The following is a 12,265-nucleotide window of genomic DNA, read 5'->3' on the forward strand; positions in this document are numbered from 1 at the left end:
GAAAGTTGCACCGAGCATGGGACAACTGTCGCCGGGGTGGAATCGAATGAGAAATCGATGACCTCGCTCACCCTGCTGTTGTGGATCGCGCTTGGCCTGGCCTTGCAACTCGCGATCTATCTTGCAATCGGTTTCGTGCGCCATTGGCGCGAGTATCGCTTCCTGCGCCGACGTCTGAGGGGGCTTGAGCTGCCGCCGGAGTCTGCGCCTGCCGCAGTGCAGGAGGATATTGCCGCCGAGGGTTGGAACGGCTTCAGGGCGTTTCGCGTCGACCGCAAGCAGTTTGAGGACGCTGCGCGATCGATCTGTTCGTTCTACCTCGTACCGGAGGACGGTGCGCCGCTGCCCGCGTTCAAACCGGGACAGTTCCTGACGTTTCGCCTGGATGTCGGAGGCGATGCCGCAGGTGGCGCGCAGATCGTCCGCTGCTACTCGCTGTCAGATGCGCCGCGGAAGGACTATTACCGGGTGACCATCAAGCGCGCATTGCCCCCTGCCGGTAGCGATTACCCGCCGGGTCGATCGTCGAGTCATTTCCACGATCGTGTCGGGCCAGGCGATGTGTTGCAGGTGCGGGCTCCCTCGGGGCATTTTCATATCGAGCGCAGTCAGGCGCCTGTCGTTCTCATCGGGGGCGGTATCGGCATTACGCCGATGCTGAGCATGTTGAACTGGTGCGTGGCCGAACAACCGGAGCGCGAGGTCTGGTACTTCCACGGCGTCCGCAATGGGCAAGAGCTGATCATGCGGCCCGAGATCGAAGCACTGGCGGAAGCGCATCCAAACCTGCACGTGCGCTTCTGTTTCAGCAACCCGCTGCCTTCAGAGGTGTCCGGGCGGGATTATCACCATGACGGGCGTATCGATGTCGGCATGTTGCGTATGGAGCTTGGCCTGAGACCCTATGAGTTCTATATCTGCGGGCCGACGCCGATGATGGAGTCGTTGGTGTCTGCACTGGAGGACTGGGGCGTTCCTGATTCGCGGATTCACTATGAGGCGTTTGGTCCGGCATCAATCAGGCGGCGGCAGGCAGGGGATGTTCAGCCGGCAGATCCGGATGTGTCCACCGCGAGCGTCATGGTGACCTTCTCCCGATCCGGAAAGCAGCTGTCGTGGTCGCCACCCGATGGCTCACTGCTTGATTTTGCAGAGGCGAATGGGATCGACGTCAACGCCGGGTGCCGAGCAGGCGCGTGTGGCAGCTGCGAGACGGCGATTTGCGCAGGCGAGGTCGCCTATCGCCAGGCGCCTGATTACGATCCCGAGCCAGGCAAATGCCTGCTATGCATGTGTACCCCGAAAACCAGTCTGATTCTGGAGGCCTGAATGTTCAATTCACTTTGGCGCCAGCAAATCCTGCCCTTTGTCGTCCTGCTCGGCGCGCTCGCGGCAGCGACCCTGGCAGGGGACTATCTGCTGCACGTGCTCGATCTCGCGTGGGTCGGGCGATATCTGGGCATTCCCGGCACGATCCTGATCATCACCTCGCTAATCTACTCGTTGCGCAAGCGCAAGCTCATTGGCAAAGGTGATCCAAAAAGCCTGCTCAAGATGCACGAACTCAGCGCGTGGCTCGGTTCGCTGATGGTGCTGATTCACGGCGGGGTTCATTTCAACGCCATCCTTCCCTGGCTGGCAATGTGTGCGATGGGTGTGAACGTAATCAGCGGCATGGTGGGCAAGTTGTTGCTTGACCGATCACGGCGCCATGTCCAGGCGCAGCGGGCGCAGTTCCAGTTACGCGGGATGCCGAAGGCCGAAGTGGAGCAGGCAGTGTTCTGGGATGCTGTTGCGCTTGATGCGATGAAACAGTGGCGCAAGGTTCATATCCCGATCTTCATCGCCTTTGCAGCGCTTTCGCTCGGTCACATCATCAGTGTGTTCCTGTTTTGGGGGTGGGTATGAGCAGGATTGTCAGGGTCATCCTCGCGCTCAACCTGATCGCGATCGCCGTGCTGGTGTTTGTCTATCCCCAATGGATGGTCAGTCCGGGAAAGCTGATCCCGGGTCATGCGCAGCTGGCAAGCGATTGCTTTGCATGCCATGCGCCGCTGACCGGAGCCGATTCGGCGCGCTGTGTGTCCTGCCATAAGCCTGTGGACATCGGGCGTTTGACCACCACCGGGCTACCCATTGCAAAGCCGCTGACCGCGGTGCCATTCCATCAGAAGCTGCGTAACCAGGATTGCGTGGCCTGTCACAGCGATCATGCCGGCGTGAAACGTTTTCGCCAGCAGGGCAGGTTCGATCACGCATTGCTGCAAACCAGCGTGCGCAATGAATGCCAGTCCTGCCACAGCGCACCGACCGATACGCTGCATCGCCAGGTCAGCGGAAACTGCAGCCAATGCCATACGCAGGAAAAATGGGTGCCTGCCACGTTCGATCACAACAAGTACTTCGTGCTCGACCGCGATCACGATACGCGATGCGTGACCTGTCACGTCGGCAATGACTATGCGCGCTACACCTGCTACGGCTGTCACGAGCATACCCAGGCGAATATCCGGCGCGAGCATATCGAAGAGGGTATCCGTCAGTTCGATGACTGCGTCGAGTGTCACCGCAGTGCCAACGAGCACGACATTCGAGGCAGGTCCGGGGCACGGGAAAGCGGTCGCGGCCGGGAACGAGATGACGACGATTAAGTCTCTCTCCGCAACAACGGTCATTTCACCAGACAGGGAAAACATGAACGCAGATCAACAGAAAGCACTGCTCACGATTGCACTTCTCGCCGCATTTTCCGATGGTGCCAATAACGACAGGGAGCGTGAGCAGATTCGTGATATGGCCGAATCGCTCGGGGGCGAGGAGGGTGCCTCGCACCTTCGGGGTCTCTACCAGCAAGTGTTGTTGAAGCAGGTCAGCGTCGCGGATGTGGCAGGGGTGCTGGTTGAAACCGGGCATCGGCAGCTGGCGTACGAAATGGCTGTGTGCGTGTGCGATGCCGATGGCGCGATGACCGAGGCCGAGCGCCAATTCCTTGACGGGCTGGCGACAAGTCTGGGGCTCGATCAAGGTACGACGGCGGCAGTCATCGAGCAGGCCGAAGGCATGGCCACTGCAGAAACGGTCATCCAGCCTGGAACGCCCCGGCCGGCCACGAAGCAGGCGGCCGCAGGCGGTGCGGTGTCGGTGTCCGATGCGGAACTCGATCGCAGCATCCTCAACTATTCGATCCTCAATGGCGCGCTGGAGCTCCTGCCGCAATCCTGGGCTTCCATGGCGATCATCCCGCTGCAGATCAAGATGGTTTACGGGATCGGCAAATCGTATGGACACGAGCTCGATCAGGGCCACATTCGTGAGTTGCTGGCGACGGTGGGCGTGGGCATGACATCGCAATACCTGGAGCAGTTCGGACGCAAGCTGTTGGGTGGACTGCTGGGCAAGGTCGGTGGCGGCCTCGGCAAGCAGTTGGGCAGGTCGGCCACCAGCATGGCCTTCTCGTTTGCCACGACATATGCGCTGGGGCAGGTAGCACGACGCTATTATGCCGGCGGGCGGCAGATGAGTACCGAGCTGCTGCGCGACACCTTTCAGACGATGCTCGGACCCGCCAAGGAACTGCAGACGCGTTATCTGCCGGAGATTCAGCAGAAGGCGGGCACCCTGGATGCGGGCCAGGTCATGTCCATGGTGCGAGGCCGCTGAGGCCCGGTGGATGCCTGATTACGCGGGCACGGACACAAGCCCGCGCCCGTGCCGGTCAGACCCGCAGCAGCGCCTTGCACAGACGCTCTGAGAACTGGTCCTCGGTGAATTGCGGTTCGTTGGGCGGATAGAGTTCGACTTCGTCGATCGGGAAGCCATTGTCGCGGGCGAGTGCGAGCAGTTCCTTGATCTTCTGACAGGCCTTCAGCTGTTCGCCGAGGGCCGCGTCTGCGCGGGCTTTGTCCGAAAAGGCCTTGATATCCTTGATTGCCATGATTCCCTTGCTCTTTCATTCCGAATTGAAACCAGGGCGTGGCCGCTGAACCACGCCCGACCTGTACTACCTGACTACAGGTGCCCCTGTCGCAATTCTGGTGCCAGTGCGTGAAATCTCGGATGCATTGCAATCAAATCAAAGGCTTGCTCTCCAACTTCGCGGCGCAATGCGCCGACGTTTTGTCGGTTTTCAATCGCTGTGCGGCACATTGAGGGCTTTGCGCCGAAACAAGGGTCACGCGCCGGCCACCCAGTGCCCCGACTTGCCCCCGGCCTTCTCCAGCAACTGGATGCCGTCCATGCGCATGCCGCGATCCATTGCCTTGCACATGTCGTAGATGGTGAGCAGGGCAACGCTGACCGCGGTGAGGGCCTCCATCTCCACGCCCGTGCGCCCGACGGTTTCTGCGGTCACGGTGCAGCGGATGGCGCAGTCGCTGGCGTCCTGTTCGAATTCGACGGCGACCCGGGTGAGCGGAATCGGATGACATAGCGGAATCAGGTCGCTGCAGCGCTTGGCACCCTGGATCGCCGCGATGCGGGCAATGCCCAACACATCGCCCTTTTTTGCCGTGCCACGCTGGATGGTGTCGAAGGTGGCCGGCTGCATCAGGATGCGACCGGTGGCGATCGCGACTCTGAGGGTTTCTGACTTGGCGCCGACATCGACCATGTGCGCCTGGCCTTCGGCGTCGAAATGGGTCAGCACGGGGGGAGAGGAATCGCTCATTTTCGGCACTGGAGTGGCTTGATCGGTGGAGTCGGGCAGCGCCGTCCGGCGACTGCTACACGCCGATACATGGTGTGCCGGAACTCCGCTTGCGGAGGGTTATCATAGCATCCCATGATGCGTCGATCCCTTGCCCTGCTGCTCAGCCTCGCGCTGGCGTTTCCTGCCCATGCCATCGATCTTCCCGATCTCGGAGACGTCGGCACGTCCGATCTGTCCCCTGCCGCGGAGCGTCGTATCGGCGAGCGCATCATTCGCGAGATTCGCTGGAAGGATCCCGCCTATCTGGACGATCCCGAGGTCGAGGAGTATGTGAATCGACTCGGCAAGCGTCTGGGCGGCGTGAGCAACAATCCGCAGCAGGCGCTCGATTTCTTTGTCGTCAAGGATCCCACCCTCAATGCGTTCGCAATGCCCGGCGGCTATATCGGGGTGCATTCGGGCCTGATCCTGGCGGCGGAGAGCGAATCGGAACTGGCCTCGGTGCTGGGGCACGAAATTGCCCACGTCACCCAGCGTCATATCGCGCAGAACATCGGCAAGCAGGGCCAGAGCAGTATCGTGATGCTGGCCTCGCTGTTGGTCGCGGTACTTGCCGCGCGCAGCAGTTCGGACGCCGGGATGGCGGCAGTGGCGGCGGGACAGGCGGGCGCGATTCAGTCGCAACTGGCCTATTCGCGCGATTTCGAGCGCGAGGCCGACCGCGCCGGGTTGCAGACACTGGATGCGGCCGGATTCGATGTGCGCGGCATGCCGAGCTTCTTCGAGCGGCTGCAGCGTTCCAGCCGTCTCTACGAGAACAACGCACCGGCCTATCTGCGCAGTCACCCGCTGACCACCGAGCGTATTGCCGACATGGAAAACCGGGCGTCGTCGCTGCACTACAGGCAGGTTCCGGATTCGGCCGATTTTCGCTATGTGCGCGCCAAACTGCGTGCGCAGGGCGATCAGCCCGCCGAGACCTTGCAGGTGTTTCAGGACATGCTGGCGCGTACGCCAAACGACGAGGCGTTGCGCTATGGCCTGATCCGTGCGCAGTTGCGGGGTGGACATCTGGAAGAAGCCGATGCGGGCGTGAAGGCCCTGCGCGCCTCGGCTGCGCCGTCGCCCTTCATCGAATCGCTCGCCGCCGAAATCGCCTTGGCGCGGCGAGATGGCGCGGCGGCGGTAGGCATTCTGGATGCGGCGACGAAGCGTTTTCCGGCTGCGCAGAGCCTGCGCTATGCACTAGCCGATGCGCAGATCGTTTCCGGTCGTGCGGACGATGCGGTCAAGGCCTTGCGTGTGAGTCTTCAGACCCGGAGCGACGATATCCGCTTGTGGCAACTGATGTCGCGCGCAAATGCGACGCTGGGCAAGCTGACCGCGCGCCATCGTGCACAGGCCGAAGTCTACGCGCTGCAGGGAAGCTACCCGGCTGCACTCGAGCAGCTGGAAATCGCACGCAAGGCGGCGGATGGTGATTTTTACGATCTTTCTGCAGTCGACGCGAGGTTGCGCGAGGTCAAGCTCATGGTGCTCGAAGAGCGCCGCGAACGCGGCCTGTCGAACTGACGCGGCCGCGCGCCTACCGGGTCAATGCGCTTTCCATTAGAATTCCTGGGTTAGCCGATATAGACGAATAAGGAACAAGCAATGGATTTCGACAAGGAAGTGGATGCCCGCGGTCTGAATTGCCCGTTGCCGATCCTGCGCGCCAAGAAAGCGCTCGCCGAGATGGGCCAGGGGCAGGTCGTACGCATCATCGCCACCGATCCGGGTTCGGTGAAGGACTTCCAGGCTTTCGCCAAGCAAACGGGCAACGAGTTGGTGAAGCAGGGCGAAACGGCGGACAAGGCGTTTGAGTTCTTCATGCGGCGCAAATAGTCCGGCTTCGATTCGGACGGACGGGCCGCGCTCGCGGCAATGCCGTTCAGCTTGCGCTGAACGGCTTTTTTTCATCTGCGCAAGATGCTGGAAACAGGATGAGACCGGTCGGCTACGGGGCGGCAGCGTTCGAATCAGCAGCCGAGGACGTCCACTTCCGTGGTGTTCAAAAGGCACGAGTGCGATGGCTGGAAGAAGGCTGTTTCCGGCCGGCCTTGATTTCCGGCGGCGCCGGGGCTCGTAAGTCCTGAAAGCGCTGCACGCCTTGAAGCACGTGACGCGGCACCCTAACTCGATAAGGCGGCCACCTTGGCCCGCGCCGTGTGCAGTTTGGTGTAACTGTCGATCAGGCGTTGATGCCGTTCGAGCCCTTCCAGTTTCATGCTCGTGGGCGTCAGGCCGAAGAAGCGCACGCTGCCGTTCACTGATCCCATGGCGGCGTCCATTCGCGGATTGCCAAACATCCGACGGAAATTGACTTCGTAATCATCCAGTTCCAGTTCGTCGTCCAGCACCACCTCCAGCACCACATTCAAGGCCTGATAGAACAACACGCGTTCGACCGTGTTCTCGTTGTATTGCAGGAAGGCCTCCACCCGTTCCTTGGCCGCTTCAAATTGCTGCAAGGCCAGATGAATGAGCAGCTTCAACTCCAGAATCGTCAGCTGACCCCAGGCCGTGTTCTCGTCAAACTCGACACCGATCAATGTAATGATGTCGGTGTAATCATCGAGCTCACTGTCTTCCAGACGCTCGAGCAGTGCTTCCAGGCTGGTGTCGTCGAGGCGATGCAGGTTCAGGATATCGGCGCGGAACAACAGCGCCTTGTTGGTGTTATCCCAGATCAGGTCTTCCACCGGATAGATCTCCGAATAACCCGGCACCAGGATGCGGCAGGCCGTTGCGCCGAGTTGGTCGTACACCGCCATGTACACCTCCTTGCCCATGTCTTCGAGGATGCCGAACAGGGTGGCGGCTTCCTCGACATTGGAGTTCTCGCCCTGGCCGGAGAAGTCCCACTCTACAAATTCGTAATCGGCCTTGGCGCTGAAAAAGCGCCACGACACCACGCCGCTGGAATCGATGAAGTGTTCGACGAAATTATTCGGCTCGGTGACGGCGCTGCTCTCAAAGGTGGGTTGAGGCAGGTCGTTCAGACCCTCGAAACTGCGCCCCTGCAGCAATTCGGTCAGACTGCGTTCGAGCGCAACCTCCAGGCTTGGATGCGCCCCGAACGAGGCAAATACGCCGCCCGTGCGCGGGTTCATCAGGGTGACGCACATCACCGGAAACGCGCCCCCCAGCGATGCATCCTTCACCAGCACCGGAAAGCCCTGTCTTTCCAATTCTTCAATGCCGGCCAGAATGCCGGGGTATTTCGCCAGCACTTCGTGCGGCACATCGGGCAGTGCGATCTCGCCTTCCAGAATTTCGCGCTTGACGGCCCGCTCGAAGATTTCCGACAGGCACTGCACCTGCGCTTCCGCAAGCGTATTGCCGGCACTCATGCCATTGCTGAGGAACAGGTTGTCGATCAGGTTGGACGGGAAATACACCACCGCGCCGTCGGACTGACGCACATACGGCAGCGAACAGATACCGCGCTGCACATTGCCGGAGTTGGTGTCCACCAGATGCGAACCACGCAATTCGCCATCAGGGTCGTAAATCCGCAGGCAGTATTCATCGAGTATTTCAGCCGGCAGCGCATCTTTGCGGCCCGGCTTGAACCAGCGTTCATTCGGGTAATGCACAAACGCGGCATTTGCAATGTGCTCCCCCCAGAACTGGTCGTTGTAGAAATGATTGCAGTTCAGTCGCTCGATGAATTCACCCAAGGCCGAAGCCAAGGCGCTTTCCTTGCTTGCGCCCTTGCCATTGGTGAAGCACATCGGTGAGTGCGCATCGCGGATGTGCAGCGACCACACATTGGGAACAAGATTTCTCCACGAAGCGATTTCAATCTTGATGCCCATGTCCGCCAAGACGCCCGACATCATGGCGATGGTCTGCTCCAGCGGCAGGTCCTTTCCTACAATATAGGTGCTCGAGGCCGAATCGGGATTCAGCGTCAGCAGCGCCTGCGCATCGGCATCCAGGTTCTCCACTTCCTCGATCACGAATTCAGGCCCGGTCTGCACCACCTTCTTGACGGTGCAACGGTCGATGGAGCGCAGGATGCCCTGCCTGTCTTTGGCCGAGATATCCGCCGGCAACTCGATCTGGATCTTCAGGACCTGCTTGTAGCGGTTCTCGGGATCAACGATATTGTTCTGCGACAGACGGATGTTATCGGTCGAAATATTGCGTGTGTCGCAATACAGCTTCACGAAGTAGGCCGCACACAATGCCGATGAAGCCAGAAAGTAGTCGAACGGACCCGGCGCCGAGCCATCTCCCTTGTAGCGGATTGGCTGATCGGCCACCACCGTGAAGTCATCGAACTTGGCTTCAAGACGAAGCTTGTCGAGGAAATTGACCTTGATTTCCATGGGGGAGTCCTGAGCGGGCGTTCAATGAGAATGGCCCCCATTATCGCCGCTTTCCCGGTGGAGAATCCGTGCTTGTGGGCAGTTGGAGGAATCGGAGGACGGAGTGTTCGTCGGCCTCGGTGCGCAAATTGGCACCGAGGCCGACACCACGGCCGTCGGGGTAACGCTGCGCTCAGCGCCCGGCCAGCTTGTCCAGCTGCGGGCGCAACTGTTCCAGCGTGGCGCGGAAGCCGGCCAGTCGGTCGCGTTCCTGCTGCACCACGGCGGCCGGGGCGCGGTCGACGAAGCTGGCGTTGCCGAGCTTGCCTTCGGCCTTGACGATCTCGCCTTCGATGCGGGCGATCTCCTTGCCCAGGCGCTCGCGTTCGGCGGCGATGTCGATCTCCACCTTCAGCATCAGGCGGGTTTCTCCTGCCACCGCGACTGGTGCGAGTTCGTCGGCACCGATTTCGGCCACCACTTCGACCTCGGACAGTTTGGCCAGGCCGGCGAGATAAGGCGCATAGGCCTTGAGCGCGTCGGCGTTGCCTGCGGCCACCAGCGGCAGGCGCTGGGCGGGCGAGATGTTCATCTCGCCGCGCAGGTTGCGGCACGCGTAAATCATGGCCTTGAGTTCGGTTACCCTGGCTTCGGCGGTCTCGTCGATGCGGCTCGAGTCCGCCTGCGGGTAGCGTGCCAGCATCACGCTGTCGGCGTCCTTGCGTCCGGCCAGCGGTGCAACCGTTTCCCACAACGCTTCGGTGATGAAGGGGATCAGCGGATGCGCCAGACGCAGCACGGTCTCGAGCACGCGCAGCAGGGTGCGGCGGGTGGCGCGTTGCTGCTCCGGTGTGCCGGTCTGGATCTGCACCTTGGCCAGCTCGAGATACCAGTCGCAGTACTCGTCCCAGACGAATTCATAGACGGTGCGGGAAACCAGATCGAAGCGGTAGGCCTCGAAATGGGCGGCGACATCGGCCTCGGTGCGCTGCAGGCGGGATACGATCCAGCGGTCGGCAAAGGAGAAGTCGAGGTAGCCGCCGGGCGCGCACTGATCCGGTGTGTGTTCGGCGATGCCGCAGTCCTGGCCTTCGCAGTTCATCAGCACGAAGCGGGTGGCGTTCCACAGCTTGTTGCAGAAGTTGCGATAGCCTTCGCAGCGGGCGAGGTCGAACTTGATGTCACGGCCCGGGCTCGCCAGGCTGGCGAAGGTGAAACGCAGCGCGTCGGTACCGAAGGCCTGGATGCCCTCCGGAAATTCCTTACGTGTCTTCTTTTCGATGCTCTGTGCCTGCTTCGGGTTCATCAGGCCGGTGGTCCGTTTCTTGACCAGTTCATCGATGGCAATGCCGTCGATGAGGTCGATCGGGTCGAGCACGTTACCCTTCGACTTCGACATCTTCTGGCCTTCCGCATCACGGATCAGACCATGCACGTAGACGTGCTTGAACGGGATCTTGCCGGTGATGTGAGTGGTCATCATCACCATTCGCGCGACCCAGAAGAAGATGATGTCGAAGCCGGTGACGAGCACGGTGGACGGCAGGTATAGGTCGAGTGCGTCGTTGCTTTGCTGTGGCCACTCGGCGGTCCAGTCCAGCGTCGAGAACGGCCACAGTGCGGACGAATACCAGGTGTCGAGCACGTCGTCCTCGCGGCGCAGCTTGCCCTCTTCGTAGCGGGCGTGCAGTACGGCCAGGCGCTGCGCGAGTTGCGGGTGCTGCTCGGTGGTTTCGCCTGCGGCCTGGCGGGACTGGACTTCAGCCTTGAGACGGTTGATTTCGGCTTCGAGATCGGCTTTCCAGGCGTGGATCGCGGCTTCTTGGTCGGTGGCGACGTAGATCTTGCCTTCCTCGTCATACCAGGCGGGAATGCGGTGGCCCCACCACAGCTGGCGCGAGATGCACCAGTCCTGGATGTTGTTGAGCCACTGGTTGTAGGTGTTGATCCAGTTTTCCGGGTAGAACTTGATCTCGCCGGACGAAACCACATCGAGCGCCTTCTGCGTGATCGACTTGCCGTCAGTGCCCGGCTTGCTCATGGCGACGAACCACTGGTCGGTGAGCATCGGCTCGATCACGACGTTGGTGCGGTCGCCGCGCGGCACCTGCATCTTGTGCGCCTTGATCTCGAGCATCAGGCCGAGCGCTTCGAGCTCGTTGACCACCTGCTGCCGTGCGGGCACGCGGTCCATGCCGACGACGCTCTCTGGCATGGGTACGCCTTCCAGGGCCTTGCCGTCGGTGGTGTAGCGCTCCGCCACGGCGGGCATGCTGCCGTCGAGCTTGAGCACGACGATCATGTCGAGCTTGTGACGCTGGCCGACGGCATAGTCGTTGAAGTCGTGCGCCGGGGTGACCTTGACGCAGCCGGTGCCGAACTCGCGGTCGACATAGTCGTCGGCAATGATCGGGATGTGGCGGCCGGTGAGCGGCAGGGCAACGGTCTTGCCGATCAGATGGGCGTAGCGCTCGTCCTCCGGATGCACCATCACCGCGACGTCGCCCAGCAGGGTCTCGGGGCGGGTGGTGGCCACGGTGAGGCCTGGCAGGCCGCCGATCGCGCCCTCGGAGAACGGGTACAGGATGTGATAAAGCTTGCCGTCTTCTTCCTCGGAGACGACCTCGAGGTCGGACACCGCCGTGCCCAGCTTCGGATCCCAGTTGACCAGGCGCTTGCCGCGATAGATCAGGCCTTCGTTGTAGAGGCGCACGAAGGTCTCGGTGACGGTCTTCGACAGGCCTTCGTCCATGGTGAAGCGTTCGCGCTTCCAGTCCGGGCTGGTGCCAAGGCGGCGCATCTGGCGGGTGATGGTGCCGCCGGAGTATTCCTTCCACTCCCACACCTTCTCCAGGAATTTCTCGCGGCCAAGCTCGTGGCGCGACACGCCTTGCGCGTCGAGCTGGCGCTCGACCACGATCTGGGTGGCGATACCGGCGTGGTCCGTACCCGGCTGCCACAGCGTGTTGAAGCCACGCATGCGGTGGTAGCGGGTGAGCGCATCCATGATCGTCTGGTTGAAGCCATGACCCATGTGCAGTGTGCCGGTGACGTTCGGCGGCGGCAGCAGGATGCAGAAGGCGTTAGGGTTCGACTTGTCGAGGCCGGCATCAAAGTAGCCGCGGGATTCCCATTCGGGGTACCAGCGACGCTCGATGTTTTCCGGTTCGAAGCTCTTGGCCAGTTCCATGTTGTTTTATCGCGCTTGAAGGCAAAGGCGCGATTATAACGGATGCGCCCCCTTGGCCGAGGGAGGCGTTGG

The 12,265-nt window shown here is 61.4% G+C and carries 10 protein-coding genes; 6 read left to right on the forward strand and 4 right to left on the reverse strand.

Annotation, left to right across the window (positions count from 1 at the left end):
* The first annotated feature begins 57 nt into the window (after positions 1-57).
* Genes J5J83_RS22105 through J5J83_RS22120 form a run of 4 tightly spaced genes read left to right on the forward strand, consistent with a single transcriptional unit; the run spans position 58 to position 3,660 of the window.
* Positions 58-1,329 (forward strand): 2Fe-2S iron-sulfur cluster-binding protein, encoded by a 1,272-nt coding sequence (locus tag J5J83_RS22105; protein WP_212352368.1) that lies wholly within the window; start codon positions 58-60, stop codon positions 1,327-1,329.
* Positions 1,330-1,908 carry a hypothetical protein gene (locus tag J5J83_RS22110; protein WP_212352369.1) on the forward strand — a complete coding sequence of 193 codons (579 nt, stop codon included), beginning with the start codon at positions 1,330-1,332 and terminating at the stop codon, positions 1,906-1,908. It abuts the gene before it with no gap.
* Positions 1,905-2,651 (forward strand): cytochrome c3 family protein, encoded by a 747-nt coding sequence (locus J5J83_RS22115; RefSeq protein WP_212352370.1) that lies wholly within the window; start codon positions 1,905-1,907, stop codon positions 2,649-2,651. The genes J5J83_RS22110 and J5J83_RS22115 overlap by 4 nt, the downstream gene beginning before the upstream one ends.
* Positions 2,638-3,660 carry a DUF533 domain-containing protein gene (locus tag J5J83_RS22120; RefSeq protein ID WP_282959142.1) on the forward strand — a complete coding sequence of 341 codons (1,023 nt, stop codon included), beginning with the start codon at positions 2,638-2,640 and terminating at the stop codon, positions 3,658-3,660. Before J5J83_RS22115 ends, J5J83_RS22120 begins: the two co-directional genes overlap by 14 nt.
* A 55-nt stretch (positions 3,661-3,715) precedes the next feature.
* Here the strand turns inward: J5J83_RS22120 and J5J83_RS22125 are convergent, their stop codons facing one another.
* Entirely contained in the window at positions 3,716-3,934 is a 219-nt protein-coding gene (locus J5J83_RS22125; RefSeq protein ID WP_212352372.1) for a Nif11-like leader peptide family natural product precursor, read from the reverse strand.
* Positions 3,935-4,171: 237 nt separating this feature from the next.
* Positions 4,172-4,666, reverse strand: a complete 495-nt coding sequence (gene moaC, locus J5J83_RS22130; protein ID WP_212352373.1) for a cyclic pyranopterin monophosphate synthase MoaC — start codon at positions 4,664-4,666, stop codon at positions 4,172-4,174.
* Between the two features lie 114 nt (positions 4,667-4,780).
* Between moaC and J5J83_RS22135 the strand changes: the two genes are divergently transcribed.
* The gene (locus J5J83_RS22135) at positions 4,781-6,220 is read left to right on the forward strand and encodes a M48 family metalloprotease (RefSeq protein WP_212352377.1); all 1,440 of its coding nucleotides are present in this window, start codon (positions 4,781-4,783) and stop codon (positions 6,218-6,220) included.
* An 81-nt stretch (positions 6,221-6,301) separates the two neighbouring features.
* Positions 6,302-6,532, forward strand: a complete 231-nt coding sequence (locus J5J83_RS22140) for a sulfurtransferase TusA family protein (protein ID WP_212352379.1) — start codon at positions 6,302-6,304, stop codon at positions 6,530-6,532.
* A gap of 287 nt (positions 6,533-6,819) precedes the next feature.
* On the opposite strand, the gene J5J83_RS22145 is transcribed toward J5J83_RS22140, so the two are convergent.
* Both J5J83_RS22145 and J5J83_RS22150 read right to left on the reverse strand, forming a co-directional pair.
* Entirely contained in the window at positions 6,820-9,024 is a 2,205-nt protein-coding gene (locus tag J5J83_RS22145; protein WP_212352381.1) for an OsmC domain/YcaO domain-containing protein, read from the reverse strand.
* 172 nt (positions 9,025-9,196) lie between these two features.
* Positions 9,197-12,193, reverse strand: coding sequence for a valine--tRNA ligase (locus tag J5J83_RS22150; protein WP_212352396.1), 2,997 nt, complete (start codon positions 12,191-12,193; stop codon positions 9,197-9,199).
* Between the last annotated feature and the right edge of the window lie 72 nt (positions 12,194-12,265).

It is taken from the genome of Azoarcus sp. L1K30 (assembly GCF_018122735.1).
In the GTDB taxonomy this organism is placed as follows: domain Bacteria; phylum Pseudomonadota; class Gammaproteobacteria; order Burkholderiales; family Rhodocyclaceae; genus Parazoarcus.

Coding starts and splice junctions, on each gene's coding strand:
- J5J83_RS22105 (WP_212352368.1), top strand. CDS start 58: ATGACCTCGCTCACCCTGCTGTTGTGGATCGCGCTTGGCCTGGCCTTG.
- J5J83_RS22110 (WP_212352369.1), top strand. CDS start 1,330: ATGTTCAATTCACTTTGGCGCCAGCAAATCCTGCCCTTTGTCGTCCTG.
- J5J83_RS22115 (WP_212352370.1), top strand. CDS start 1,905: ATGAGCAGGATTGTCAGGGTCATCCTCGCGCTCAACCTGATCGCGATC.
- J5J83_RS22120 (WP_282959142.1), top strand. CDS start 2,638: ATGACGACGATTAAGTCTCTCTCCGCAACAACGGTCATTTCACCAGAC.
- J5J83_RS22125 (WP_212352372.1), bottom strand. CDS start 3,934: ATGGCAATCAAGGATATCAAGGCCTTTTCGGACAAAGCCCGCGCAGAC.
- moaC (WP_212352373.1), bottom strand. CDS start 4,666: ATGAGCGATTCCTCTCCCCCCGTGCTGACCCATTTCGACGCCGAAGGC.
- J5J83_RS22135 (WP_212352377.1), top strand. CDS start 4,781: ATGATGCGTCGATCCCTTGCCCTGCTGCTCAGCCTCGCGCTGGCGTTT.
- J5J83_RS22140 (WP_212352379.1), top strand. CDS start 6,302: ATGGATTTCGACAAGGAAGTGGATGCCCGCGGTCTGAATTGCCCGTTG.
- J5J83_RS22145 (WP_212352381.1), bottom strand. CDS start 9,024: ATGGAAATCAAGGTCAATTTCCTCGACAAGCTTCGTCTTGAAGCCAAG.
- J5J83_RS22150 (WP_212352396.1), bottom strand. CDS start 12,193: ATGGAACTGGCCAAGAGCTTCGAACCGGAAAACATCGAGCGTCGCTGG.